The organism is Anaerococcus sp. Marseille-Q7828, from assembly GCF_949769285.1.
In the GTDB taxonomy this organism is placed as follows: Bacteria; Bacillota; Clostridia; order Tissierellales; family Peptoniphilaceae; genus Anaerococcus.
This window is the reverse complement of sequence record NZ_OX458331.1, coordinates 1708834-1735441: the sequence shown is the minus strand read 5'-3', so window position 1 is coordinate 1735441 and position 26608 is coordinate 1708834. Positions and strand designations below refer to the sequence as shown.

At 34.6% G+C, this 26608-nt stretch carries 26 protein-coding genes; 24 read left to right on the top strand and 2 right to left on the bottom strand.

All coding sequences use genetic code 11. The features are described from left to right. Window positions 1-3 precede the first annotated feature (3 nt). Window positions 4-1185 carry a rod shape-determining protein RodA gene (gene rodA, locus QNH69_RS08310; RefSeq protein ID WP_282930016.1) on the bottom strand — a complete coding sequence of 394 codons (1182 nt, stop codon included), beginning with the start codon at window positions 1183-1185 and terminating at the stop codon, window positions 4-6. A 125-nt stretch (window positions 1186-1310) separates the two neighbouring features. Between rodA and nth the strand changes: the two genes are divergently transcribed. The 19 genes from nth to QNH69_RS08215 all read left to right on the top strand — a co-directional run bounded on the left by nth (window position 1311) and on the right by QNH69_RS08215 (window position 17538). Then, window positions 1311-1934, top strand: a complete 624-nt coding sequence (nth, locus tag QNH69_RS08305; RefSeq protein ID WP_282930198.1) for an endonuclease III — start codon at window positions 1311-1313, stop codon at window positions 1932-1934. Then, window positions 1927-2778, top strand: coding sequence for an HAD family hydrolase (locus QNH69_RS08300; protein WP_282930015.1), 852 nt, complete (start codon window positions 1927-1929; stop codon window positions 2776-2778). The genes nth and QNH69_RS08300 overlap by 8 nt, the downstream gene beginning before the upstream one ends. After that, window positions 2771-3229 (top strand): tRNA (cytidine(34)-2'-O)-methyltransferase, encoded by a 459-nt coding sequence (locus QNH69_RS08295; RefSeq protein WP_282930014.1) that lies wholly within the window; start codon window positions 2771-2773, stop codon window positions 3227-3229. The genes QNH69_RS08300 and QNH69_RS08295 overlap by 8 nt, the downstream gene beginning before the upstream one ends. 11 nt (window positions 3230-3240) lie before the next feature. Beyond that, complete coding sequence (trxB, locus tag QNH69_RS08290) at window positions 3241-4170, top strand: thioredoxin-disulfide reductase (RefSeq protein WP_282930013.1); 930 nt, start codon at window positions 3241-3243, stop codon at window positions 4168-4170. Between the two features lie 101 nt (window positions 4171-4271). Beyond that, complete coding sequence (gene gap, locus QNH69_RS08285) at window positions 4272-5276, top strand: type I glyceraldehyde-3-phosphate dehydrogenase (RefSeq protein ID WP_282930012.1); 1005 nt, start codon at window positions 4272-4274, stop codon at window positions 5274-5276. 57 nt (window positions 5277-5333) lie between these two features. Beyond that, window positions 5334-6530: a phosphoglycerate kinase gene (locus tag QNH69_RS08280; RefSeq protein ID WP_282930011.1), complete on the top strand. Its 1197-nt coding sequence runs from the start codon at window positions 5334-5336 to the stop codon at window positions 6528-6530. Between the two features lie 9 nt (window positions 6531-6539). Next, window positions 6540-7292, top strand: coding sequence for a triose-phosphate isomerase (gene tpiA, locus QNH69_RS08275; RefSeq protein ID WP_282930010.1), 753 nt, complete (start codon window positions 6540-6542; stop codon window positions 7290-7292). Window positions 7293-7317: 25 nt separating this feature from the next. Then, the gene (gene eno / locus QNH69_RS08270) at window positions 7318-8625 is read left to right on the top strand and encodes a phosphopyruvate hydratase (RefSeq protein ID WP_282930009.1); all 1308 of its coding nucleotides are present in this window, start codon (window positions 7318-7320) and stop codon (window positions 8623-8625) included. Between the two features lie 143 nt (window positions 8626-8768). Next, window positions 8769-8996, top strand: a complete 228-nt coding sequence (secG, locus tag QNH69_RS08265) for a preprotein translocase subunit SecG (RefSeq protein ID WP_044566061.1) — start codon at window positions 8769-8771, stop codon at window positions 8994-8996. Between the two features lie 64 nt (window positions 8997-9060). Continuing rightward, window positions 9061-11187 carry a ribonuclease R gene (gene rnr / locus QNH69_RS08260; protein ID WP_282930008.1) on the top strand — a complete coding sequence of 709 codons (2127 nt, stop codon included), beginning with the start codon at window positions 9061-9063 and terminating at the stop codon, window positions 11185-11187. Further along, on the top strand, window positions 11165-11608 hold the full coding sequence (smpB, locus tag QNH69_RS08255) for an SsrA-binding protein SmpB (RefSeq protein ID WP_282930007.1): 444 nt from the start codon (window positions 11165-11167) through the stop codon (window positions 11606-11608). The genes rnr and smpB overlap by 23 nt, the downstream gene beginning before the upstream one ends. Before the next feature lie 117 nt (window positions 11609-11725). Beyond that, on the top strand, window positions 11726-12556 hold the full coding sequence (gene modA, locus QNH69_RS08250; protein WP_282930006.1) for a molybdate ABC transporter substrate-binding protein: 831 nt from the start codon (window positions 11726-11728) through the stop codon (window positions 12554-12556). 7 nt (window positions 12557-12563) lie between these two features. After that, the gene (gene modB, locus QNH69_RS08245) at window positions 12564-13214 is read left to right on the top strand and encodes a molybdate ABC transporter permease subunit (RefSeq protein WP_282930005.1); all 651 of its coding nucleotides are present in this window, start codon (window positions 12564-12566) and stop codon (window positions 13212-13214) included. Further along, window positions 13211-14245 (top strand): ATP-binding cassette domain-containing protein, encoded by a 1035-nt coding sequence (locus QNH69_RS08240; protein ID WP_282930004.1) that lies wholly within the window; start codon window positions 13211-13213, stop codon window positions 14243-14245. Before modB ends, QNH69_RS08240 begins: the two co-directional genes overlap by 4 nt. A 4-nt stretch (window positions 14246-14249) precedes the next feature. Beyond that, window positions 14250-15188, top strand: a complete 939-nt coding sequence (gene moaA / locus QNH69_RS08235; RefSeq protein WP_282930003.1) for a GTP 3',8-cyclase MoaA — start codon at window positions 14250-14252, stop codon at window positions 15186-15188. Then, a complete protein-coding gene (gene moaC, locus QNH69_RS08230; RefSeq protein WP_282930002.1) occupies window positions 15189-15677 on the top strand; it encodes a cyclic pyranopterin monophosphate synthase MoaC in 489 nt (162 codons plus the stop codon). Continuing rightward, entirely contained in the window at window positions 15658-16092 is a 435-nt protein-coding gene (locus QNH69_RS08225; RefSeq protein WP_282930001.1) for an MOSC domain-containing protein, read from the top strand. Before moaC ends, QNH69_RS08225 begins: the two co-directional genes overlap by 20 nt. Then, complete coding sequence (locus QNH69_RS08220) at window positions 16085-17062, top strand: molybdopterin-binding protein (protein WP_282930000.1); 978 nt, start codon at window positions 16085-16087, stop codon at window positions 17060-17062. The genes QNH69_RS08225 and QNH69_RS08220 overlap by 8 nt, the downstream gene beginning before the upstream one ends. Beyond that, entirely contained in the window at window positions 17059-17538 is a 480-nt protein-coding gene (locus tag QNH69_RS08215) for a MogA/MoaB family molybdenum cofactor biosynthesis protein (protein ID WP_282929999.1), read from the top strand. The genes QNH69_RS08220 and QNH69_RS08215 overlap by 4 nt, the downstream gene beginning before the upstream one ends. On the opposite strand, the gene QNH69_RS08210 is transcribed toward QNH69_RS08215, so the two are convergent. Continuing rightward, window positions 17535-18227 (bottom strand): GntR family transcriptional regulator, encoded by a 693-nt coding sequence (locus QNH69_RS08210; protein ID WP_282929998.1) that lies wholly within the window; start codon window positions 18225-18227, stop codon window positions 17535-17537. The genes QNH69_RS08215 and QNH69_RS08210 overlap by 4 nt on opposite strands. A gap of 199 nt (window positions 18228-18426) precedes the next feature. Between QNH69_RS08210 and dpaL the strand changes: the two genes are divergently transcribed. From dpaL to ssnA, 5 genes are all read left to right on the top strand, one after another. Further along, on the top strand, window positions 18427-19668 hold the full coding sequence (gene dpaL, locus QNH69_RS08205) for a diaminopropionate ammonia-lyase (RefSeq protein WP_282929997.1): 1242 nt from the start codon (window positions 18427-18429) through the stop codon (window positions 19666-19668). 13 nt (window positions 19669-19681) lie between these two features. Then, a complete protein-coding gene (gene ygeW / locus QNH69_RS08200) occupies window positions 19682-20878 on the top strand; it encodes a knotted carbamoyltransferase YgeW (protein ID WP_282929996.1) in 1197 nt (398 codons plus the stop codon). 9 nt (window positions 20879-20887) lie between these two features. Next, entirely contained in the window at window positions 20888-22228 is a 1341-nt protein-coding gene (locus tag QNH69_RS08195; protein WP_282929995.1) for a YgeY family selenium metabolism-linked hydrolase, read from the top strand. 387 nt (window positions 22229-22615) lie between these two features. Next, entirely contained in the window at window positions 22616-25189 is a 2574-nt protein-coding gene (locus tag QNH69_RS08190; protein WP_282929994.1) for an FAD-dependent oxidoreductase, read from the top strand. A 9-nt stretch (window positions 25190-25198) separates the two neighbouring features. Continuing rightward, entirely contained in the window at window positions 25199-26518 is a 1320-nt protein-coding gene (ssnA, locus tag QNH69_RS08185; RefSeq protein ID WP_282929993.1) for a putative aminohydrolase SsnA, read from the top strand. Window positions 26519-26608 lie beyond the last annotated feature (90 nt).

Here is a 26608-nt window from a genome sequence, read left to right as displayed (position 1 = left end):
AACTTACGGTGTTTTAATTTGTCTTTTTTTAGAAATTGCAATTTTTGCTGGATCGATTATCGAAATAACTTCTTCATCTAGGGCATCTGGATCTTTCATTGTTTTTTGCATAGACGCAGATAGGGCAAGGCCAATTTCTGCCAAGCAAATCAATTGGAAGGTACCGCCAGATGATAAGAAAGGTAGGGGAATACCTGTAACTGGCATCAAACCTATAGTCATTCCTATATTTTCAAAAATGTGGATAAATAACATGGCTGCTATTCCAGTTACTAAAATACTTATGAAAGTATTTTGAGAATTTTTAGCTATAGCTACTAGTCTTAAGATTACAATAGCAAAGAGAATAATCAGTATAATTGCACCTAGAAAACCCATTTCTTCAGCAAGTACTGAAAATATAAAGTCTGTTTCTTTTTCTGGTATATAACCATACTGGGACTGAGTTCCCTTCATGTAGCCTCTTCCATTGAACATACCAGATCCTATGGCTATCATTCCTTGTTGTTGTTGCCAGTTTGAACCTGATGTATCTCTAGAGGGGTTTAGGAAGTTTTCTATCCTATCAGCCCTGTAACCAGAAAGATTTGTCAAAACTATGAAACCCGTTGTAAGGCCAATAGCGGCAAAAATCAGTATCCATTTCCAAGAAATACCTGCTACAAACAGCATAGCTGCAATGAAGAATATATAAACCATAGCTGTACCAAAGTCTGGCTGTAAGAGTATCAAAGTAATAGGTAGTCCTACAAAAGCTAAGGTTATTACTAATCTTTTTACTTCGTTGATAGTAAGTTTATATTTATCAAGATAGGCTGCAAAGGAAAATATCAAGAGTATTTTTACTATCTCAGATGGTTGGATAGAAAATGAGCCGATATAGACCCAAGATTTAGCACCCCATTCATCAAGTCCTCTACCAAATATTAAAGTAATAATTAGCAAAAAGATGGAAAGTCCATAGACCGCCCACAAGGATTTTTTAATAACATCTAAATCCATGGTACATATTAAGGCTATGGCCAAAAAACCAATTACAGTCGATCCTATTTGTGTCTTTATAGCTGAAAGGTCACCACCATAAGCAGAATATAAGACAACCAAGCCATAGACACAAAGAGCTAAGGTTGCCAGTAATAATAATATATCTAAATCTTTTAGATTCTTCTTTTTCAAATTAAACATTAAATCACTCCATATCTAAGTAAACATTATACCACGCTTATAGGTTTTTAGAAATATGCCAGATAATTAAAGAAAAGTATAATCAATATAAAGGTTAAGGTGATATTATTTTAGAGAAAAAAGAAATAAAAGAAGTTTTAGATATTCTAGATAGGCTTTATCCAGATACTTCTAATCAATTTTTGAACTTTACAACACCCTTCGAAGCTCTCATTGCTACAATGCTTTCAGCACAAACTACTGATATCAGAGTAAATAGTGTAACAAGTGAACTTTTTAAAGTTGCAAATAGGCCAGAAGATTTTTGTAAAATGGATATAAAAGAGATTGAAGATTGGATTAAAACTGTTGGAATATATAAAAATAAGGCAAAAAATATTAAAAAAACAAGTGAAATATTGGTAAAAGATTACAATAGCCAAGTTCCAAATAAAAAAAATGAACTTATAAAATTACCAGGCGTAGGTAACAAGACTGCCAATGTAGTTTTGGCCAATGCCTTTGATATACCAGCTTTTCCTGTAGATACTCATGTTTTTAGACTTTCAAATAGGATAGGAATGGCTGATGCCAATAATGTAGAGAAAACAGAGAAAGATCTAGAAAGAAATGTTCCAAGAGAAAAGTGGAATATAACCCACAAAAAGTTAATTTTACATGGGAGAAAAGTGTGTAAGGCTAGGAAACCTCTTTGCCAAACTTGTGATCTTAATAAACTTTGCTTATATTATAGGAGTTTGAATGATTAAATTATTTGCTATAGATATGGATGGTACGCTCTTAAATAGTGATGGCAAGCTTAGCTCAGCTACAAAAGATGCCCTACAAAAGCTAAATGAGAGCGGAGTAAAGTCAGTGCTTTGTTCGGGTAGGGTAGCAACATCAATCGAGTATTTTAATGGGCTACTTGAACTTGACAACCCAGTTATAGCTAACAATGGAGCCATAATAAAGATAAATAAAGATAAGGTTTTGTTATCCCACCCACTAGAAGACCAACATTTAAAGGATCTGATTGATTTTTGTTCAGAACATAAGTGCATCTATCATTTCTATGATGAGGACACATTTTATTCAAATCGCTTAAACCAAAAGGGTATTAATCACCTATTAATAGATAATGATTATGGTATGAATGTCCAATGCTATTTGAACATTTCTGAGGCCCCATACCAAAGGCTAAAGGAGAGAAATAAAAATGCCTATAAAATCCTTGTCGGCAACCTCAAAGACCATCCTTATGGAGAAGATAAGATTGTAGATATCTTTAATGATAGATTTGGCAATGATCTTTATATTACATCATCTGGAATGAGTAGTATAGAGATTATGGAAATGGGTGTAAATAAATGGACCGGGATCTTAGAGTTGGCAGACTTTTTGGGTATAAGTAAGGAAGAAATTGCTGCAATCGGTGATTCCCACAATGATATTCCAATGATTCAAGGTGCAGAACTTTCATTTGCTATGGGAAATGCTAACCAAGCCTTGAAAGATTTAGCTAAATATACTGTATCTGACAATAATAGTTCAGGAATTGCTGATGCGGTTGATAGAATCTTAGCATATAATAAGGAAAATCCAAGTGTTTAATATAGTACTTTTAGCTCCAGAATACCCTGGAAATGTCGGAAACATTGGTAGAACTTGTGTCCTTACTAAATCAAGGTTACATTTGGTAAGACCCTTCAAATTTGACCTATCTGATAAGTCCCTTAAAAAAGCTGGGATCGACTACTGGGACAAAGTAGATTTGACCATACACGATTCTATAGAAGAATTTTTGGAATTTATAAAGGATAAAGATTTCTACCTAGTGGAAACAGGAACTGATAAAGTTTATTCTGATGTAAAATTTAAAGACGACGATTATCTAATATTTGGTAGAGAAAGAGAAGGAATTGACAAAGATATTTTAGATAGATATTACGAAAGGATAATCACAATACCTATGACCAAAGAAATAGATAGGTCACTTAATCTAGCAAATTCGGTCTCAATTGTCCTATATGAGGCGCTAAGACAAAATAAATTTAATTTTTAGGAGATGATAATATGTATGATGTAATAATATTGGGAGCAGGTCCAGCAGGGCTTACTGCAGGACTTTATGCTGGTAGATCTAAGCTTAATACTTTGATAATAGAAAAAGCAATACCAGGTGGACAAATTGCTACCACAGCCTTTGTAGAAAACTATCCTGGTTCTATAGAAGAAGCTTCAGGAATGGGTCTTTCTGATAGGATGTATGAGCAAGCAAAGGAATTTTGTGAATTTAAAACTGCAAATGTCACAAAAGTAGAGCTTGAAGGCAAGGTTAAAAAAATCTACACAGAAGATGGGGAAGTTATAGAAGCAAAGGTTGTAATAATTTCTACTGGTGCAAGCCATAGGAAACTTGGAGCCAAGGGAGAAGATGAATTTGCTAATAGGGGTGTATCTTATTGTGCGACTTGCGACGGACCATTTTTTACAGGACTTGATATATTTGTAGTAGGTGGTGGAGATAGCGCCCTAGAAGAAGCTTTATACTTAACCAAATTTGCCAAATCTGTAAGCATTATCCATAGACGTGACGAATTTAGAGCAAGTCAAGTAGTAGTAGATAAGGTAAAAGCAAATGATAAAATTAAACTTGTCCTAGACTCTGTTGTAAATGAAATTAAGGGTGAAAAGGATGCCACATCTATTATTGTTGAAAATGTTAAAACTCATGAAACTTCTGAATTAAAAAGTGAGGATAATGGTCCAATTGGGGTATTTATATTTGTAGGGTACATTCCACAAACAGATATATTCGAAGGTATTATTGATTTGGATCATGGCTATATAAAAACTGATGACGATATGAAAACAGAAATCGAAGGTGTTTTTGCAATCGGTGATACAAGAGTAAAGAGTGTACGCCAGATGGTTACAGCAGCAGGTGATGGATGTATAGCGGCAGTAGTGGCAAATAGGTATTTGGAAGGTCAAGTTTGGTAATAGTTTATTTAGGAAAACTATTACCTAGTTATATGACCTTGACAAAATCCTAACACATAGTTAAGTATTATTATAGAAACAGAAAACTTATAGGAGGAATAATGACAACTAAAGTAGCAATTAATGGATTTGGTAGAATCGGACGTTTAACACTAAGAAGAATAGCAAAAGTAGAAGATGATATCGAAGTAGTAGCTATCAACGACCTTATTGATAAACATGGTCTTGCTTATGCTTTCAAATACGATACAGCACAAGGAAGATTTGACGGTGATTTTGAAGAAACAGAAGATGGTTTCAAAGTAAATGGTAAAGAAATCAAAATCTTTGCTGAAAGAAACCCAGAAGATCTACCATGGGGTGAACTAGGAGTAGACGTTGTTCTTGAATGTACAGGATTCTTTACAGAAAAAGAAAAAGCAGAAGCTCACATCAAAGCTGGTGCTAAAAAAGTTCTTATCTCAGCTCCTGGTAAAGGTGACATGAAAACTATCGTTTATGGTGTAAATCACGAAATACTTGATGGTTCAGAAACAGTTGTTTCAGCAGCAAGCTGTACAACAAACTGTCTTGCACCAATGGTAAATGTACTAGTAAAAGAATTTGGATTTGTTACAGGACAAATGTCAACAATCCACGCATACACAGCAACACAAGCTATCCAAGATACTCCAGCTTCTAAAAAAGACCTTAGAGGTGGACGTGCAGCTGCACAAAACACAATCCCAGCTTCAACAGGTGCTGCAAAAGCAGTAGGTAAAGTATTACCAGAAGTTGAAGGTAAAATTGATGGTACAGCTCTAAGAGTTCCAACAATTACAGGATCTGTTACAGAACTTTACTCAATTCTTGAGAAAAAAGTTACTGTAGAAGAAGTTAATGAAGCTATGAAAAAATACTCATCTGATGCATTTGCTTATGAAACTGAAGATGTTGTATCTAGCGATATAATCGGATACCCAGCAGGATCTGTTTTCGATTCACAACTTACAAAAGTTGTTGAAAATGGCGATACACAAATCGTTAAAACAGTAGCTTGGTATGATAACGAAGCAGGTTACGTATCTAACCTTGTAAGAACACTTGATTATTTAGCTAAACTTTAAGAGATAGTCTAGGGGCGGAGATATTTATCTCTTGCCCCTTTATTTATGAGGTGAATTATGAACAAAAAGACTGTAAAAGATTTAGATGTTAAAGGAAAAAAAGTACTAGTTAGAGTTGATTTTAACGTTCCTCTTTCAAAAGAAAACAAGGGCGAAATTGCTGATGATACAAGAATTAAGGCGGCTCTTCCTACTATAGACTACCTAATAGAAAATGATGCTAAGGTTATCTTGATGAGCCACTTAGGTAGACCAAAGGGAGAAGCAAACCCTGAATTTGCCCTAAAGCCAGTTGCTGAATGGTTAGAAAACCACTACGGTGACAAATTCCACTTTTTACCAAGCCCTGAAGTAGTGGATGATAAGGTTAAAGAAGAAGTTGCAAATCTTAAAGAAGGTGAACTTGCCCTACTAGAAAATACCAGATATGTAGGTGGAGAAACAAAGAATGATGAAGAGTTCTCAAAGAAATTAGCTTCTCTTGCTGATCTTTATGTAAATGATGCCTTTGGTACTAGCCATAGAGCACACTCATCAAATGTAGGAGTTGCAAGTATTCTCCCATCAGCAGTAGGATTCTTGATTGAAAAAGAAATTGATGTTATGGGCAAGGCTTTGGAAGATCCAGAAAAACCATTTGTATCAATCCTTGGTGGTGCAAAGGTATCTGATAAGATTGGTGTAATTGAAAACCTACTTACAAAAGTTGATACTATCCTAATCGGTGGTGGTATGGCTTATACTTTCCTAAAAGCACAAGGCAAGGAAATCGGCAAATCTCTTCTAGAAGAAGACAAGATGGATCTTTCTCTTGAACTACTAGAAAGAGCTAAGGAAAATGGAGTAGAAATCCTACTTCCAGTTGACGTAGTAATTGCAGATGAGATCGCTCCTGGAGTAGATACTCAAATAGTTGACATAGATAGTATTCCTGCTGACAAAGAAGCTTTAGACATCGGACCAAAGACTGCAGAATTATTTGCTGAAAAAATCAAAGCAGCAAAAACAGTTGTTTGGAATGGACCAATGGGAGTATTTGAAATCAAAGAATTCTCAAATGGTACCAATGAAGTTGCTAAGGCACTAGCTGAAGCTGATGCTACAACAATAGTTGGTGGTGGAGACTCTGCTCTTGCTATTGAAATGGCAGGCCTAAAGGATAAAATTACCCACGTTTCTACAGGTGGTGGAGCAAGCTTAGAATTCCTAGAAGGAAAAGACCTACCAGGTATTTCTGCAATAGAAGATAAATAAGGAGATATAATGCGTAAACCAGTAATCGTTGGAAATTGGAAGATGAACAAAACTGTTACAGAAGCTAAAGACCTACTAGAGGCTATTAAAAATACAGAGCTTGATAGCGAAGTAGAAGCAGGAGTTTGTGTACCAGCAATAGATTTATGTGCAGCATCCAAGGTTTTAGAAGGAACTGACATTAAATTCGGTGGCCAAAATATGTACTTTGAAGAGTCAGGAGCATTTACAGGAGAGATTTCTCCACTAATGCTAAATGATATTAAGGCTGACTATGTAATATTGGGCCATTCTGAACGTCGTGACATCTTTGGTGAATGCGATGAACTAATCAATAAAAAAGTTTTATCTGCATTTGAACATGGCCTTACACCAATTCTTTGCTGTGGTGAATCTCTAGAAGAAAGAGAAGCTAACAAGCAAGAAGAAAAAGTTAAATCACAAATTGAAGCTGACCTTAAAGATGTAAGCGAAGATGATGTTAAGAAATTAATCATAGCTTATGAACCAATTTGGGCAATAGGAACTGGAAAAACAGCTTCAGCTGAAGATGCAGAAGCAATGTGTGCTTACATTAGAAACTTAGTTGCTGATTTATATTCTAAAGAAGCAGCAGAAGCAGTACGTATCCAATACGGTGGATCTGTAAAACCAGCAAATGTTAAGGAACTAATGGCAAAAGAAAATATTGACGGTGCTCTAGTAGGTGGAGCAAGCCTTAAAGCAGAAGATTTTGCTGCTCTAGTAAATCATAGAAAATAATTTATTAATAAAAGGAGATATATAAATGAGCTTAATTACAAGTGTATATGCAAGACAAATCTTAGACTCAAGAGGAAATCCAACAGTAGAAGTTGAAGTAGAAACAGAACTTGGCGGTTTTGGCCGTGCTGCAGTACCAAGTGGTGCATCAACAGGTGAATGGGAAGCTGTAGAACTTCGTGATGGAGATGATAGCTACTATCTAGGCAAATCTGTTCAACAAGCTGTAGAAAATGTAAATGAAAAAATTGCTGATGAACTAGTATTTGTTTATGACGTAACAGATCAAGTTGGTATTGACCAAGCTATGATTGAACTAGATGGAACAAAAAACAAGGGAAATCTTGGGGCAAATGCTATCCTTGGTGTATCTCTTGCAGTAGCAAAAGCAGCAGCAGATGAATCTGGTCTTCCACTATATGCATACCTTGGTGGACCAAATGCAAAACTTCTTCCAACACCAATGATGAACATCCTAAATGGTGGGGAACACGCTGATAACTCAGTAGATATCCAAGAATTTATGATTTTCCCACTAGGAGCTGATACATTCTCACATGCTCTACAAATGGGTGCAGAAGTATTCCACAACCTTAAAAAAGTACTAAAAGATAAGGGATATAATACAGCAGTTGGTGATGAGGGTGGATTTGCTCCAAACCTTAAATCAAACGAAGAAGCTCTACAAATTATCGTAGAAGCTATAGAAACAGCAGGCTATGTTCCAGGTAAAGATGTATTTATAGCTATGGACTGCGCTTCAAGTGAATTCTACAACAAAGAAGATGGTAAATACCACCTAGAAGGTGAAGGAACAGTTTACTCAGAAGATGAAATGATTGACTGGCTAGAAAGTCTAGTAGAAAAATATCCAATCGTATCTATCGAAGACGGTCTAGATGAAAATGACTGGGAAGGTTGGGCAAAACTTACAGAAAGACTTGGCAACAAAGTTCAACTAGTAGGTGATGACCTATTTGTAACAAATACTGAAAAACTTGAAAAAGGTATCAAAGAAAATGTTGCAAACTCAATTCTAATCAAAGTTAACCAAATCGGATCTCTAACAGAAACACTAAATGCTATCGAAATGGCAAAACAAGCTGGATACACTGCAGTAGTTTCTCACAGATCTGGTGAAACTGAAGACGTTACAATTTCTGATCTTGTAGTAGCTGTAAATGCTGGACAAATTAAAACAGGTGCACCTTCAAGAACAGATCGTGTTGCAAAATACAATCAACTATTAAGAATTGAAGATGAACTTTGGACAAATGCAGAATTTAAAGGTCTAAAAGCATTCTATAATCTAAAAGATAGATTCAATGACTAATTAAAATTTTTAGAGCGGGGGCGACCCCGTTTTTTATTTATAATAATATATTTCGGGTATTATATTAATAACTTAGTCCATATAAATTGCGTGAGATGCCTAATAGTGGTATACTATGAAAAGATGAAATCGGAGGTGTCTTAATGGAAAACTTTTTAGCAGTTGTTTTGATGATTGCATCGCTAATAGTTATAGTAGCTGTAACAATGCAAGATCCAAAAACTGATGGTTTGGGAACACTAGCTGGCCAAGAAACTAACGTATTTGGTAGAAGTGCTCACAAAACAAAAAACGAAATGTTAGATAAAGTAGTTGTTGCTGGCGGAGTTTTACTTTTCCTAGCAAGTATAATATTTCTAATAGTAATGTAGGGGCTAAGGATAGGAAAGCTATCTAGCCTCTTTTTTTATAGTTATAAAAAGAAACGAGTTAATAATGAATTTAAGAGACCTTATTTTAAACATAGTTTATGATGAAGATTACAATCCAATTACAAGAAAAGAATTAGCTGCTTATATGAAGGCTGACAAGTACACCAAAGACGTGATTTATGATGAAGTGAAAAAACTTGAAAAAGACAATAAAATTCATATCAGCCACAAAAAGAGAATAATGCCTATAAGTGATGAAGAACTATCATTGATAGGAACAATTTCCCTTGCTCAAGGAGGCTATGGATTTTTCATATCAGAAAATAAAGATATGAATGATGTGTTTATATCAAAAGACAATTTAGGAGATGCCTTTGATGGTGATAAAGTCAAAATTGAGATAACAAAAGAAGCATCGAAGGGTAAAAATGCCGAGGGACGAGTTATTGAAATTATAGAACGAGGCAAAACTAAGATTGTTGGTACATTTCAGGAATCCAAGGGATTTGGCTTTGTAGTAGCTGATAACAAAGCTATAGGCAAAGATATATATGTAGAAAAGAAATATACTAAAAAGGCCAAAAATAAAGATAAGGTTATAGCTGAAATTATAAATTTCCCCAAAAAAGGCAATCCTGAAGGAAGAATTGTCGATATCATAGGCCACAAAAATGACAAAAATGTCGATATTTATTCCATAGTTGCCCAACATGGAATCCCATATCAATTTTCTAAAGATACGAAGAAGGAAGTTTTATACTTAGATACAGAAGTTAAGGATGAAGATACTAGAGCTAGACAAGACTTTAGAGATCTTTTTACAGTTACCATAGATGGTAGAGATTCTAAAGACTTCGATGATGCGATTTCCATAGATAAAAATGGAGAAAATTACGACCTATATGTTCATATAGCTGATGTAGCTCACTATGTAAAAAGGGGAAACGCCATAGATAAAGATGCCTATGATAGGGGTAACTCTACTTACCTATATAATGTTGTAATACCAATGCTTCCTCTTGAACTATCAAATGGTATATGTTCACTAAATCCAAATGTAGATAGGCTTAGCATAAGTCTTAAGATGACTATAGATCGTAAGGGAAATGTAATTGCAAATGACTTTTACGAGTCTGTAATAAATTCTGATTACAGGCTAGTTTATGATGACGTCAATGCATTTTTGGATGATGGAGATGATGGAGTTTACAATGATGATTATATTAAGGAAAAGTTATCTCTATTCGATGAACTTCATAAAATTTTAAGGCAAAAAAGAGAAGATAGGGGAGCAATAGACTTTAACTTTAGGGAAAGTCAAATCGATACAACAGATGATGGTAAAGTTTTAAATATCTCTGTCCATGAGCGTGGCACTGGCAACAAAATGATAGAAGAATTCATGCTAGTTGCCAACGAAACAGTTGCTACTCTATTTGGTTATATGGATTTTCCATTTATATATAGGGTTCACGAAAAGCCATCCCAGGAAAAACTTGATGATTTCAAACGTGCCTTAAACACTATGGGCTACAATATCAGAGGAAGCGAACTTCACCCAAAAGATTTTCAAAAAATACTAGAAGATGTTAAGGGTGAAGATGAGGAGAGCATTATAAACCTATTGATGCTAAGGACCATGCAAAAGGCCAAATACAGCAAGAAAAGAGATATACACTTTGGTCTATCTACTGAGTTTTATACTCACTTCACAAGCCCAATCCGTAGATACCCAGATCTGATTGTCCATAGACTTTTAAAAACTTATATAAAAAATAAATTAAACAAATTCAACCAAGCAAGCTTAGAAAATAGCCTAAATAACTCTAGCGAGCATTTATCTATGACTGAACGCAGAAGCGAAGACGCCGAGCGTGAGGTGGAAGATTTGATGAAGTGCAAGTATATGAGAAGATTTATAGGTGATGAGTTTGAGGGTAATATTAGTTCAATCACCGATTTTGGGATTTTTGTAGAGCTTGATAATACGGTAGAGGGCTTGTTTATGTATAAGTTCTCGGATGACCACTTTGAATACATTGAAGATAGTTTAAAAGCATTTAATACAGCAAATAAGAAATTCTATTCCATAGGGGATAGAGTTAAGATAGAAGTAAGAGATGTAGATATTTATCAAAAAAATATCGACTTTGATATATTGGAGGAAGATGAAACAGTTAGCGAACAATAAAAAGGCCTTTCACGATTATTTTATTGAAAAAAAGTATGAAGCAGGTATTGAACTTAAGGGTGATGAAGTAAAAAGCATCAAACAAGGAAAGGTTAGTATCAAGGAAAGCTTTATTGGAGATAAAAACGGGGAGATTTATATCTACGGCATGCACGTAACCCCATTTACCGAGGCCTATGATAAGAAAATAGATCCAACTAGGACTAGAAAACTTTTGCTTCATAGAAAAGAAATAAGCACCCTGATTGGTAAGAAAAGTCAGGCTGGTTTTACCATAGTTCCACTATCAATCTATGAGAATAATGGCCTTGTAAAAATAGAAATCGCCCTAGCCAAGGGTAAAAAATTATATGACAAACGTGAAAGTTTAAAGAAAAAAGACGATAAAAGAAGAATTGAAAGGGCTTTGAAAAACTATTAAATAGTATGGCTGAAATATAACTAATTATTAATGAAAATTTCTAATATCTATAATGCTTTTGCACACTAATAGTTGACAAAATTAGTGACTGTGCAAAAATATTAACAGGAGGATGTTATGAAAAAAAATATTTTAGCATTAGCAATATGCCTTTGTGGAGTTTTATTATTTGCATCTTGTGCAAATTCCAATGAAAGTGAAGAAAAAGAAGTTAAAGAACAGACTAAAGCTGAGCAAAGTGAAAGTGATTTGATAGTTTTTGCTGCGGCATCAATGACAGAATCTCTAAACGAACTTAAGGATGAATTTGAAAAAGATAATCCAGATATTAAGCTTTCCTATAACTTTGATTCATCAGGAACTTTAAAGACTCAGATAGAAGAAGGTGCAGATTGTGATGTATTTATTTCAGCTGCCAAAAAACAAATGGATGAACTTGAAGGCCTTGATGAGGGAAAAGAATCACTAATTGATAGCGAATCGAGGTTTGATCTTTTAGAAAATGAAGTGACCCTTGCAGTTAAAGAAGACTCAGATAAAGATATTTCATCTTTTGAAGACTTGAACACCGACAAAGTAACAAGCATTGCCCTTGGAAACTCTGATGTACCTGTTGGCCAATATTCTGAAGAATTGCTAAATAACCTAGGTATATGGGAAGCTATACAAGATAAGGTAACTTTTGGATCAAATGTAAAAGAAGTCACTACATGGGTAAGCGAAGGTGCTGTTGATTGTGGAATAATTTATTCTACTGATGCAAACACAGCAGGGCTAAAGATAGTAGATAAAGCTGATTCTTCAAAATTTGAAAATAGGATTATATATCCAGCAGCCCTTACAATAAATAGCAAGAATAAAGAAGTTGGAGAAAAATTCCTAGAATTTTTAAAAAGTGATCAGGCTCAAAAAGTTTTTGAGAAATATGGATTTAAGAAAGTAATGTAGGTATGATGTGGATTTATTTCCCTTATACAATTCGATAAGAATTGCAATAATTTCGACAATTCTAATATTTTTTATAGGGATTTTCTTAGCTTATCAGATTAAGAAACTACCAAATGAAGCAAAAGGGGTCTTGGATGTCATACTGACTTTACCCCTTGTTTTGCCACCGACAGTTATAGGATTTTTTCTATTAAAAGTTCTGGGACCAAATAGCTTTATTGGCCAAATATTTGAAAGCGTTCCCTTGGTAATGAGATGGTATTCGGCTATATTTGCATGTGTTATTGTATCTTTTCCGCTAATGTATAGGACTAGCCGTGCAGCTTTTGAAAACTTTGATGAAAATATTATCTTTGCTGGGAAAACTCTCGGAAAGTCAAATACATGGATTTTTTGGAGGCTAATTATTCCAAATTCAAAAAACGAAATTTTAGCAGGACTAATTTTATCCTTTTCCAGATCCTTGGGCGAATATGGAGCAACAAGCATGATAGCAGGCTACATACCCAACAAAACAGCAACTATTTCTACGACGATTTACCAATTTTGGAGAATAGGCAATGATAGCTTAGCTTATAGATGGGCAATAATTAATATCATAATTTCATTTATTGTTCTGTTTGCACTTAATATGTTTGAAAAGAATAGGGTCAAATGATGTTAATCTGTAAGATAAAAAAAGAATTTAAAAATTTTAGTTTAGATGTGGATTTTTCAATGGATGAAAATCATCTTGGATTCTTGGGTCCTTCTGGTTCTGGTAAATCAGTGACACTAAAGTGTATTGCAGGTCTTATAAATCCGGATTCGGGACAAATTATATTGGATGATAAAATTCTATTTGATTCGAGTAAGAATATAAATATAAGACCACAGGATAGGAAAATTGGATATCTTTTCCAGGATTACGCTCTATTTCCAAATTTTACCGTGGAAGAAAATGTTAGATTGGGACTTAGGTTTGATAAAAATCTAGATGTATCTGACAGACTAAAAGAAATGCACATTTACCATATAAAAAATAAGTATCCAAACGAAATATCTGGTGGAGAAAAACAAAGGACAGCCCTTTGTAGGATTCTTCTCAACAAACCAGATATTTTGTTATTAGATGAGCCTTTTTCAGCTCTGGATGCCTATATAAAACATTCTGTAGAAGAAGAGGTAATGAGAATTATTGACAAAAGCAAATTAAGGACAATCCTAGTTAGCCACAACAAGGATGAAGTTTACAGGATGTGCGATAGTATTATTAGCATAGCTAATGGCAAAACTTATATTAAAAAAGAAAAGAATGACTTTTTTAAGAATCCAAAAACTCTTACCGAAGCTAAACTAATTGGTATAAGAAATTTCTCTAGTATTGAGCCTACGACTAATGGAAATTTTCATGCTACAAATTGGGGCATAGACTTCAATAAAAGAGGAGATTTTGATAAGAAGATTCTAGCTATTTCAGATAATGCATTTACTATTTCAAATTACCCTACAGATAGTAATTCATTTATTTTGGATAATTACAGTATTTTAGAAAATATCGATTCTTTGACTATAGTTTTTAATAAAGATAGAGAAAAGTTTACTGATTTAAGAATTAAACTAGCAAAAGATGATTATTATAAATTAGATAAGAATAAAATCTATGCAAATATTGATCAAAAAGATTTAATATTTGTAGAAGATAGGTGATATTATGAAAGATCAATTCAACAGAGAAATTTCATATCTGAGAATATCTGTGACAGATAGGTGCAATTTTCGCTGCAAGTATTGCATGGGTGAAGATGGTATAGATCTTTTATCTCATGAAGATATATTGTCATTTGAAGAAATCCTAGAAATCGTTGATATAATGACTGACCTTGGCATAAAAAAGGTTAGAATCACAGGTGGAGAGCCTTTTGCAAGGCGTGGTGTCATGAATTTGATAGAAAAAATAGCTAGAATTGATGCCATAGAAGATATTGGAATTACAACGAATGCTTCTCTTATTTATGATAAACTAGATAGGCTAAAAGAAATAGGGGTAAATAGACTAAATATAAGTCTAGATACTCTAAATCATGATAAATTTAGAGAAATTACCAGACGTGATGAGTTTGATCAAACTATTAAATCCATAAAAAAGGCTATAGATTTAGGATTTAATATAAAAATTAATACAGTCTTGATAAAGGGATTTAATGATGATGAGATAGATGATTTTATAAATTTGACTAAAAATAATGACATTGAAGTTAGATTTATAGAACTTATGCCAATAGGCAAGGCTAGTCAATTTGATAGGGTCAACTTTAAAGACAATCTTGATATTTTAGAAGGATATTCATATGAAGATCTGGGATACTCTGGTGTTGCAAGGATTTATAAAATAGAGGGTCATAAGGGTAAAGTTGGACTTATCTCAGCTTTGAGCAGGGAATTTTGTGCTGATTGCAATAAAATTAGACTTACTTCAGATGGCAAACTCAAGGCCTGCCTGCACTCTGCAGAGGAAATTAAACTCAAAGGCCTATCAATTGAAGAAAAAAGAAAGACTATTATAGATTCAATATATAATAAACCAAAGAGCCACAAGCTCAATGAAACTGGTTCAGATTCAAAGAGATCTATGAATTCTATTGGAGGATAAATGGACAAATTTTCACATTTAGATGATAAGGGCAAAGTAAAGATGGTAGATGTCTCAGAGAAGAGACCTACAGATAGACTGGCCACTGCCTATGGCAAAGTGTTATTGAATAAAAAGACCTATGATATGGTAAAAAACTCTGAGATAGAAAAGGGAGATGTACTAACAGTTGCAAAGGTTGCAGGAATTATGGCGGCAAAAAATACAGCAAATACTATCCCAATGTGCCATCCCATAAACCTTACGTCAATAGATATAGAATTTAATATGGATGATGAAAATTGTGACATAGAAATATTTGCAACTTGTAAATTAAATGCCAAAACAGGAGTTGAAATGGAAGCTCTCCATGCAGTATCTGTCGCAGCATTAACAATTTATGATATGTGCAAGGCTGTCCAGAAAGATATTACTATTACAGACATAAGATTACTTAGGAAAACAGGCGGGAAGAGTGGAGCATACACATATGAGAGTTATTTCAGTTAATATAAGTGAGGAGAAGGGTACTATCAAGACGCCAGTAGAAAGAATAGAGCTAAAGATTAACCATGGCATAGTTGGTGATGCTCACGCTGGAAACTGGCATAGGCAGGTTTCTCTTTTGGCAGAAGAGTCTTTAGAAAAAATGCAGGCTAAAATACCTAGCCTAAAGCCAGGAGATTTTGCGGAAAATATTATGACAGAGGGCATTAACCTTCACCATCTTCCCATAGGAACAATTTTAAAAATAGGAGAATGTGAGCTTGAAGTAACTCAAATTGGAAAAGAATGCCATAAGGGCTGTGAGATTAGAAATATTACAGGAGAGTGCATAATGCCAACAGAGGGGATTTTTGCCATTGTCAAAAAAGAAGGCTTTATCCATCCTGGAGATGAAATTGAGGTGGCAAACAATGATTAAGAAAATTAAAGTAGAAGATGCTATTGGTCAACCACTACTACACGATATAACAGCCATAATGGAAGATGGTTTTAAGGGTGTCAAATTTAAACGTGGTCATATAATTGAAGATTCTGACATAGAGGCATTAAAAAATATAGGCAAGGACCATATTTATGTTGGTGAGCTTGAAGCAGACCAGGTCCACGAAGAAGATGCGGTCCTTGAAATTAAAAATCTTCTAGCTAATGAAAATATTGATGTCTCAGATGTAAGTGAGGGTAAAATTAACCTAACTAGTAAGGTTGATGGACTTTTTGTAATTAATCGCGAATTGCTTAGAAAGATCAATACAATCGGTGACTATACCATAGCCTGCAAGAAATCATACATTAAAGTTAATGCAGGTGATAAGCTTGCAGGTGTGCGTATAGTGCCACTTTGGACCGAAAAAATTCAGCTAGATCAAGCTAAAGCAATATTAGAAAATGAAGGGCCGATATTTGAAGTAAAGGAATTTAAAAATTTAAAAGTAGGATGTATTATCACGGGAGATGAAGTCTACTATGGTAGAATCAAGGATGCTTTTAAGCCGGTTCTTAGAGAAAAACTTGGACATTTTGAAAGCCAAGTAATTGATTTTGTATTTCTTCCTGACGATGAAGATAAGTTAGTAGAAACTTACAAGAAATTTAAAAATGCTGGTGCAGATCTTGTAATTTTCACTGGCGGTATGAGCGTCGATCCTGATGATATAACACCAAGAGCAATTAGAAAAACTGGAGCAGAAATTATAGTCCAAGGCATACCAATGCAACCGGGCAATATGTTAATGGTTGCAAGAGATGATAATACTTATCTTATGGGTGTACCAGGAGCTAGCATCCACAGCAAGGTTACAAGCTTTGATTACTTCTTGCCAAGGGTCTTTGCTGGTCTAGACCTTAAAAAAGAAAACTTCATAGAAATGGCTGAGGGGGGACTTTTATGAAGTTTACAGCAGGAGTATTAACTACATCAGATAGGGCAAGTGCTGGTATATATGAAGATAAGAGTGGCAAAGTCCTTATAAAACTTCTAGAAGAAATGGATTTTGAAGTTAAAATTTATGAAGTCATAGCAGATGGTTTTGATTTGATTAAAGAAAAATTGCTAGAATACTCCGATCATAATATAAATCTTATCCTAACCACAGGAGGTACAGGACTTGCAAAAAGAGATGTTACAGTTGATGCTACTCTTGCGGTAATCGAAAAACAAGTACCTGGTTTTAGCGAAGCTATGAGGGTAGAGGGCAGCAAAATAACTCCCTTTGCTTATTTATCAAGATCAGTTTCTGGCATAAGAAAAAATAGTCTTATTATAAATTTTCCTGGATCTAGTAAAGCTTGTGAGGAAAACTTTGAAATAATAAGACCATTTTTAATCCACGCTCTTGAAACTATTAATGGCATAAGCAATCATTAGTTTTCTTGGTTTATTAGTTTATTTATCTTTTCTATAGATTCTTCGGTGATGGTAGTCGTCCAATTTTGTTGTAAGGCTTCGAGAGATTTTTCTAGATTCCTTTCTTTTATAGCTTCTATCATCACCAAGTGTTCATTGTATGTTGATGGTTCTTTGTGGCTATCCTTTGCCATATAGAAACATATTTCAAATCTTTTAAGCCTATTTTTTAGCTTATCGACTATTGGTTTTATCTCTTTATTATCTGATAGTCCTATGATTTTATCGTGAAATTCATTGTCGAGGTCAATTACTTTTAGTATATTACCATTCATGTGTTCAGTTTTTATTTTTTCATTGATTTTAGTCAGATCATTTATAAAAGCATCATCAATTTTATCAAAGTTATTCTTTAAAGCATATTTTTCTAAGCCTGCTACAAGCTCGTAAATATCTTTCAATCTATCGACTCTTATAGGAGCAACCATAGTCCATTGGTTGGCCTTTGTTACAACCAATCCCTCATTTTCCAACCTTAGTATTGCTTCTCTTACAGGAGTCCTAGAAATACCCAACTCTTTTGATAAATCAGAAATCTTTAGCTGAGTGTAGGGTTTTAGTGTCCCATTTATTATTTGCTCATGTAAGATATTATATGCCTGGTCTTTTACAAATGTTCTTTTTATCTTGTTGTTTACTTTATTTTCCATAGGGCTAGTATACCTTTCTACTTAATTTTCACAATTATGAAAGCGTTTAAATTTTATATTTGACAATCTAGTTTATTGCAATTATAATATAAGTGATATATCACATACTACCTATTCATTATGACTTAAAATCTATAGATTTCAATTTATAATATAAGTTTTGATGGATATATCAATAGTAGTTAGAAAGGATGTAATTTTGGTAGAGACATATAACATAGTATTAAATGATATCTCTAAAAGAGATAAGGCTTCGTTAGATTTTATAAACGAAGAAGTTGTAAATACAGCACAAAAATTTCATGAAAGTTTTCCTGACTATGAAGTGACGCCTTTAGTCAGACTTAGTAATTTAGCTAAGCAATTTGGTGTTAAGGATATATTCGTTAAAGACGAATCCTATAGATTTGGCCTAAACGCCTTCAAAGTATTGGGAGGATCTTTTGCGATAGGTAAGTACATAGCTAATAAGCTTGGAATAGACATAGAAGATTTACCTTTTGAGAAAATGATTTCACAAGAGATTAGAGATCAACTAGATGATGTTACTTTTGTTACAGCTACAGATGGTAACCACGGTAGAGGTGTGGCTTGGACAGCAAATCAGCTTAAACAAAAATGTGTAGTATTGATGCCAGATGGATCTGCACTTGAAAGACGTGATAATATTAGAGCTCTTGGTGCTGAATGTGAAATCATGGAAGGCTTAAACTACGATGCATGTGTTGCCCTTGCTAATAAGAATGCCGAAAAAAAAGGTTGGATTATGGTCCAAGACACAGCATGGGATGGATATGAAGAAATCCCAACATGGATAATCCAAGGTTATGCAACACTAGCAAAAGAAGCAAATGATCAATTACAAGAACTTGGTATCAAGCCAAGCCATATCTTTGCTCAAGCTGGTGTAGGTTCTTTTGCAACAGGCTTGACAGGTTACTTCTCATCAGTTTATGAGGGTGATGAAAAGCCATTTATTACAATTGTTGAACCAGAAAAGGCAAATTGTAATTTCATTACTGCAAAAGCAGATGACGGTAAGATTCACAATGTTACTGGAAAGATGGACACAATCATGGCAGGACTTGCTTGTGGAGAACCAGTAACTATAGGTTGGCCAGTTCTTCATTCTTATGCAAATGCCTTTTTATCAGTACCTGATAAAGCAGCTGCAAGGGGAATGAGAATACTTGGAAATCCACTAAAAGATGATAAGAAAATTATTTCAGGAGAAAGTGGAGCAGCAACAATGGGACCTCTTTCTGAAATCTTACAAAGAGAAGATTTGAAAGAGATCAAAGAACAATTACAACTTGACGAAAACTCAGTGATTCTTCTTGTATCAACAGAGGGTGATACAGACTATGAACACTACAGACGCGTTGTTTGGGATGGTATATATCCAAACGAAGAAGAATACAAATACGAAATTCAAAGATAAAAAGGAGAAATAAATGAGCCAAGATATCAAAAAACTAATTGACGAACTAAAAGAACTAGACCACAAAAACTTATACGGTGATGACTTCTTCCACACATGGGATAAATCACAAGAAGAACTACAAGCCATTTGGAAAGTAGCTGACATATTAAGAGCTATGAGAGAAAAAAACATATCACCAAAAATATTTGACTCAGGACTAGGCATTTCACTATTTAGAGATAACTCAACAAGAACAAGATTTTCATTTGCATCAGCTTGTAACTTACTAGGCCTAGAAGTTCAAGATTTCGAAGAAGGCAAAAGTCAAGTTGCTCACGGGGAAACAGTAAAAGAAACAGCAAATATGATTTCTTTCATGGCTGACGTTGTAGGTATCCGTGATGATATGTACATCGGTAAAGGCTACCAATACATGAAAGACTTCTCAGAATATGTACAAGAAGGCCACAATGATGGAGTTCTTGAACAAAGACCAACACTTGTAAACTTACAATGTGACATTGACCACCCAACACAAGCTATGGCAGATATGCTTCATGTTATCCACGAGTTTGGCGGTATGGAAAATCTTAAAGGCAAAAAAGTTGCTATGACATGGGCTTACTCACCATCATATGGTAAACCACTTTCTGTTCCACAAGGAATCTCAGGATTATTTACAAGACTAGGCATGGATGTAGTCCTAGCTCACCCAGAAGGATACGAAATAATGCCAGAAGTAGAAGAGATAGCTCGTAAGAATGCTGAAGAATATGGTGGATCTTTCACAGTTACTAACGATATGAAAGAAGCTTTCGAAGATGCTGATATTGTTTATCCAAAATCATGGGCACCATTTGCAGCAATGGAAGAAAGAACAAAGCTTTATGGTGAGGGTGACCAAGCTGGTATCGACGAACTAGAACAAAGACTACTTGAACAAAACAAAGACCACATGGATTGGGAATGTACAGAAGAAATGATGGAGCTAACAAAAGATGGTAAGGCTCTATACATGCACTGTCTTCCAGCAGACATCACAGGCGTATCTGCAGAACATGGTGAAGTAGCTGAATCAGTATTTGATAGATACAGAGTTCCACTATACAAAGAAGCAAGCTTCAAACCATACATTATTGCAGCTATGATTTTCTTACAAAAGATTGAAAATCCAGAAGAAAAACTAGCAGAATTACTAGAAAAAGCAAACAAAAGATTAGATAAATAAGGAGTTAAAATGACAGAATTTCAAAATATTGACTTTGATGCTATAAAGGCAAAAGCAGGAGAATACAAGGAAGATATGGTGGCTTTCCTAAGAGATTTAATCAAACTTAAGGGAGAATCTTGCGAGGAAGGCGACAAAGCAAAAAGAATCAAAGAAGAAATGGAAAAACTAGGCTTTGACAAAGCTTGGATTGACGGCCAAGGCAATGTTCTTGGAGAAATGGGAACAGGTAAAACACAAATCGCTTTTGATGGTCACATTGATACAGTTGGTATAGGAAATATCGAGAACTGGGAATTTGACCCATACGAAGGATTTGAAGACGAAAACTTAATCGGTGGACGTGGTGGATCAGACCAACTTGGTGGCCCAGTTTCTGCAGTATACGGTGCAAAAATCCTTAAAGACCTTGGATATCTAAACGATGATTACAGAGTTCTTGTTACAGGAACAGTTCAAGAAGAAGACTGTGATGGAAACTGCTGGTTATACATGATAGAACAAGAAGGTATAAAACCAGAATTTGTAGTATCAACAGAGCCAACAGATGGTGGTATCTACAGAGGACAAAGAGGAAGAATGGAAATGAGAGTTGACGTACAAGGTATTTCATGCCACGGTTCAGCTCCAGAAAGAGGAGATAACGCTATCTATAAGATGGCCGACATCCTAAAAGAAATCGAAGCTTTAAACGAGAACCCAGCTGATGATACTGTTGAAATCAAGGGTCTTGTAAAAATGCTTGATGAAAAATATAACCCAGAATACAAAGAAGCAAACTTTTTGGGTCGTGGAACAGTTACAACAAGCCAAATCTTCTTCACATCTCCATCAAGATGTGCAGTAGCTGACTCATGTTCTATATCACTAGATAGAAGAATGACAGCTGGTGAAACTTGGGAATCTTGTATAAAAGAAATAGAAGACTTGCCATCAGTTAAAAAACATGGTGCAAAAGTATCTATGTATGACTACAAAAGAGCTAGCTGGACAGGACTTGAATATGAACAAGAAGCTTACTTCCCAACATGGGTAATCCCAGAAGACCACGTAGTTACAAAAGCTCTTGAAGATGCATATAAGAACCTATACGGAGATAAGAGAATCGCTCCACCAATCGCTAAAGAAGAAGAAAAGAGAGCTGCTCGTCCACTAACAGACAAATGGACATTCTCAACAAATGGTGTTGCAATAATGGGTCGTCACAATATCCCAACCATAGGATTTGGACCAGGAGCAGAAGACCAAGCTCACGCACCAAACGAAGTTACATTTAAACAAGACCTTGTAACATGCGCTGCAGTATATGCTGCTCTACCACTTGTTTACACACAAAATAAAGATAATTAAGAAGAAAAACTGGTAGCCTAGGGCTTAAAGGCCCTGGCAATCTACCAGTATATTAATCAATAAACTGACTAACATAATGATAAGATTTATCAAATAATTGCTACAAGAAATGTAAACGTTTTATTTAAATGATTTTGCTAGAATTTCTATTTTTGAAAGATAGAAAATATTGAATTGCATTAAGCTTCATAGATACTAGATAAGCAAAATAGGCTATACTAACTTCATAAAATCGTGAGGCAGACTATAATTAAATAATAGATTTAATTAGGGTTAATTAAAAAAACAAACACTTTTAATTCTGATTAAGAATAAGAGTGTTTTTTTACTACATATTATTAAGGACGGACATTCATAATAAAATGTAGATGACAAAGGGAGGTTACTATGAGTGATTATATGAGACCCATAGAATTTGATAAGCTCATCAAATGGGCTATAGACGAATACAATACTTATGGAACATGTTTTTCCATTGCAAAGGAAAAATTTTACAAGAATAATTCTGGCAAAGTTCTAAAGACTGTTTTTAACGAAGAGGTTACATCTCCTGTAGGACCAGCGGCAGGCCCACACAGCCAGCTAGCACAAAATATAATAGCATTATACCTAACAGGATCTAGATATATAGAACTTAAAACTGTCCAAGTTATGGATGGAGAAGAAATCATGGCAGCCATACCAAAGCCATGTATTATAAGCGAAGATGAAGCCTATAATTGCGAATGGTCAACTGAACTTACAGTAAAGAGAGCCCTAGAAGAATATGTAAAAAGTCACATAGCAATCCAAGTATTGGCCAAAGAATTTGCCTTGGCTGACAAAAAAGATTTTAGCTTAAATATGTCTGCTGGTTACAATCTAGAGGGAATAAAGAACAAAAAAATTGATGACTTCTTAGAAGGATTAAAAGATGCATCAAATCTAGATGTATATAAAGATTCTATCAGATTTTTAAAAGAAAATATCAATTTGTTTAATAATGTGACAACTGAAGATATTGATAAAATAGAACCTATGGTTTGTAACTCAATCACACTTTCAACTATGCACGGATGTCCTGCAGATGAAATAGAATCCATAGCAAAATATCTGCTAGAAGAAAAACACTTACATACATATGTCAAATGTAATCCAACCCTTGTAGGTTATGATTATGCCAGAAATATAATGGATGAACTTGGTTTTGCTTATGTAAACTTTAGTGACCACCATTTCAAAAATGACCTACAATTTGAAGATGCAATTAAAATTTTAAACAATCTATTAGAAATTGGCCAAAAAGAAAATCTAACATTCGGTGTTAAATTATCAAACACTATGCCAGTATTACAAAAGAAAAATGAACTCCCATCAGAAGAAATGTATATGTCTGGCAGAAGCTTACTTCCACTAACTATTACAGTTGCTAAAAAGCTAGTAGATGAGTTTGGAGATAAACTTCCTATGAGTTACTGTGGGGGAGCGGACGCTTCTAATGTATACGAATTATTTGAAATATTTAACCAACCTATCACAGTATCAACAACTCTACTAAAGCCAGGTGGGTACTATAGAATCAAACAACTAGCTGAAATTACTGAGCCCCTATTAGGTCGCAAATATGAGGGAGTAGACAAGGAAAAACTTGATGATTTCTACGGAAAACTAACAAACTCTGATACTTACAAGAAAAATCCTAAGAAAAAAGTAAGGGATAGAAAATGGCTAACAGACTTACCACTTATAGATTGTTTCCAAGCTCCTTGCCAGACTGACGGTTGTCCTATTAACCAACAAGTAGCAGCTTACATCCACTACGCTAAGAACGGTGACTATAAAAAAGCTATGGAAGTAATAGCTATAGATAACACGGCTCCAGCTATCTTATCTGAAACTTGCTATCAGTTCTGTAAAAAATCTTGTACTAGAGTCGACTATGAAGAGGGTCTAGAGATAAGAGAAATTAAAAAATTAGTTACTAGCAAGGCTCAAGAAGATTATGTAAAAAATATAAAGATTTGTGAAGCTAAAACTGACAATAAAGTTCTAATAGTAGGTGCAGGTCCTGCAGGTCTAGCGTCGGCTATATTTTTAAAGAGAAATGGCATTGATGTAAAGGTCATTGAAAAATCTGATAAGGCTTATGGTTATGCAAATAATTTAGTTAGTGAAGATATAATTCAAAAAGACCTTGATCTTTTAAATGCCTATGGAATTGAAATCGAATTTAATACTGAATTTACTGGAAATTTTGATGATTATAGTAAATACAAATATGTAATAATAGCATCTGGTAAAGAAACAAACTTTGAAGTATACAAAAATCAAGGCATAAATATAGATGAAAAGAACAAAGTTGCTCTTCTTGATAGCTTAGAATCAAGCAAAGAAAATGTATATTTTGCTGGAGATATCCTAAAGGGCAAAAAATCTATTGTTCACGCTATTGGATCAGCCAAGACAATTACAAAAGATATACTAAGAAAAGAAAAAATTGATCACGATTTCATAGAAGTTGACTACCAAGTAGACAGAAAAGATGTGATTTCAAAAAGAGGAAACTTAGTAAACTATTTCAGAGATAGCAAAGAAGAAAGTTCAAGATGCCTATCATGTGATATGATTTGTGAGATTTGTACCGAAGTTTGCCCAAACAGAGCAAACGTAGCTATATCTGTAGCTGATCTTGGTAATCAAATAATCCACTTAGACGGAATGTGCAACGAATGCGGCAACTGTGATTCCTTCTGTCCACATATAGGAAAACCTTATAAAGACAAATTTACAGTATTTTGGACTGACTTTGACTTTGAAGAGTCTACAAATACAGGATTCTTGAAGCTAGATGATGGCAAGTATAGGATAAGACTTGCTAATAAAAACATAATAGAAGCTAGCCTTGACGATGAAAAAATTGATGACACTACAAGAAAATTTATAGAAACAATTGAAAATAACTATAAATTTTACCTAAAATAGGAGTAAGTAATGATAATAGCAGGTGGTAAACTAATAACCAATGATAAAGATAACAATTTCTACGAAAATGGAGCTGTTGTTATTGAAGATAATGTTATTAAAGAAGTTGGTCCATATGATGATATTATAAAAAAATATCCGGATAAAGAAGTAGTTGATGCTAAGGGCAAACTTATCATGCCAGGTTTGATATGTGCTCACTCTCATATTTACTCAACCTATGCTAGGGGAATGAGTGTATCAAAACCAACTGATAACTTCATCCACGTTTTAGAAAATCAATGGTGGGCATTGGATAAGAGTTTGACTTTAGAAGATGTGAGACTAAATGGACTTGTGACCTATATGGAATCGGTCTCAAACGGTGTGACCACTCTAATCGACCACCATGCAGGGCCAAATGCCATCGAAGGTTCTCTATTTACCCTTGCAGATGCAGCAAAAGATGTTGGAATAAGAACTTCCCTTTGCTATGAAGTATCAGATAGGGACGGACTTGAAAAAAGAGATCTAGGCATAGCAGAAAATATCAATTGGATCAAAGAAGCACAAAGACGAGATGATATGGCAAGTGGACTATTTGGTATACATGCATCATTTACAGTTTCAGATGAAACTCTAGAAAAATCTAGCCAAGCTATGGAGGGACTATATGACGGTTATCACGTTCATATTGCTGAGGGCCTTGATGATCAATGGATTACTTTAGAAAAATATGGAAAAAGAGTTGTGGAACGCTTGGAAGGATTTGGTATCTTTTCTAGAAATACTCTTGCTGTTCACAACGTTCATATCAATCCAATTGAGATAAGTATTTTAAAACATCATGACACCATGGCAATCTTCAACCCAGAAAGTAACATGAACAATGCTGTTGGTGCTCCTCCAGTTTTGGACTTCTTAGACAAGGGACTCTTAGTTGGTATAGGAACAGATGCTTATACTAATGATATGTTTGAATCTATGAAAGTTTCAAACATACTAATGAGCCATGAAAGTGCTGATCCAACTAAAGGTTTTTCAGAAACCCTACACTTACAATTTAAAAACAACCCACTAATTATGGAAAGGTACCTCAAAAGACCAGTTGGTCGCATAGAAATCGGTGCATATGCAGATATTATCTTACTTGACTATGACCCTGTAACTCCACTAAATGCCAACAACTGGGGAGGCCATGTACTATTTGGTCTAAGTGGTAAGTGCGTATCTGACACCGTAATCAACGGGAAGTTCGTAATGAAAGATAGAGAAATCTTGGGAGTAGATAGAGCTTTAATCCACGCTAAGTCAAGAGAAAGAGCAAAAGAAATTTGGAAAAATTTATAAATAGGGGCGTCAGTATTCGCCCTCTATTCCAATAAATAAATAATACTATAGAAAAAGTTTTCAATATAGTTTATAATTAAAAAATAGAAA

Bases quoted from the DNA above. Each gene is read 5' to 3' on its own strand.
- rodA (WP_282930016.1), bottom strand. From the start codon at position 1,185: ATGTTTAATTTGAAAAAGAAGAATCTAAAAGATTTAGATATATTATTA.
- QNH69_RS08300 (WP_282930015.1), top strand. From the start codon at position 1,927: ATGATTAAATTATTTGCTATAGATATGGATGGTACGCTCTTAAATAGT.
- trxB (WP_282930013.1), top strand. From the start codon at position 3,241: ATGTATGATGTAATAATATTGGGAGCAGGTCCAGCAGGGCTTACTGCA.
- gap (WP_282930012.1), top strand. From the start codon at position 4,272: ATGACAACTAAAGTAGCAATTAATGGATTTGGTAGAATCGGACGTTTA.
- QNH69_RS08280 (WP_282930011.1), top strand. From the start codon at position 5,334: ATGAACAAAAAGACTGTAAAAGATTTAGATGTTAAAGGAAAAAAAGTA.
- tpiA (WP_282930010.1), top strand. From the start codon at position 6,540: ATGCGTAAACCAGTAATCGTTGGAAATTGGAAGATGAACAAAACTGTT.
- eno (WP_282930009.1), top strand. From the start codon at position 7,318: ATGAGCTTAATTACAAGTGTATATGCAAGACAAATCTTAGACTCAAGA.
- secG (WP_044566061.1), top strand. From the start codon at position 8,769: ATGGAAAACTTTTTAGCAGTTGTTTTGATGATTGCATCGCTAATAGTT.
- rnr (WP_282930008.1), top strand. From the start codon at position 9,061: ATGAATTTAAGAGACCTTATTTTAAACATAGTTTATGATGAAGATTAC.
- smpB (WP_282930007.1), top strand. From the start codon at position 11,165: ATGAAACAGTTAGCGAACAATAAAAAGGCCTTTCACGATTATTTTATT.
- modA (WP_282930006.1), top strand. From the start codon at position 11,726: ATGAAAAAAAATATTTTAGCATTAGCAATATGCCTTTGTGGAGTTTTA.
- QNH69_RS08240 (WP_282930004.1), top strand. From the start codon at position 13,211: ATGATGTTAATCTGTAAGATAAAAAAAGAATTTAAAAATTTTAGTTTA.
- moaA (WP_282930003.1), top strand. From the start codon at position 14,250: ATGAAAGATCAATTCAACAGAGAAATTTCATATCTGAGAATATCTGTG.
- moaC (WP_282930002.1), top strand. From the start codon at position 15,189: ATGGACAAATTTTCACATTTAGATGATAAGGGCAAAGTAAAGATGGTA.
- QNH69_RS08225 (WP_282930001.1), top strand. From the start codon at position 15,658: ATGAGAGTTATTTCAGTTAATATAAGTGAGGAGAAGGGTACTATCAAG.
- QNH69_RS08220 (WP_282930000.1), top strand. From the start codon at position 16,085: ATGATTAAGAAAATTAAAGTAGAAGATGCTATTGGTCAACCACTACTA.
- QNH69_RS08215 (WP_282929999.1), top strand. From the start codon at position 17,059: ATGAAGTTTACAGCAGGAGTATTAACTACATCAGATAGGGCAAGTGCT.
- QNH69_RS08210 (WP_282929998.1), bottom strand. From the start codon at position 18,227: ATGGAAAATAAAGTAAACAACAAGATAAAAAGAACATTTGTAAAAGAC.
- ygeW (WP_282929996.1), top strand. From the start codon at position 19,682: ATGAGCCAAGATATCAAAAAACTAATTGACGAACTAAAAGAACTAGAC.
- QNH69_RS08195 (WP_282929995.1), top strand. From the start codon at position 20,888: ATGACAGAATTTCAAAATATTGACTTTGATGCTATAAAGGCAAAAGCA.
- QNH69_RS08190 (WP_282929994.1), top strand. From the start codon at position 22,616: ATGAGTGATTATATGAGACCCATAGAATTTGATAAGCTCATCAAATGG.
- ssnA (WP_282929993.1), top strand. From the start codon at position 25,199: ATGATAATAGCAGGTGGTAAACTAATAACCAATGATAAAGATAACAAT.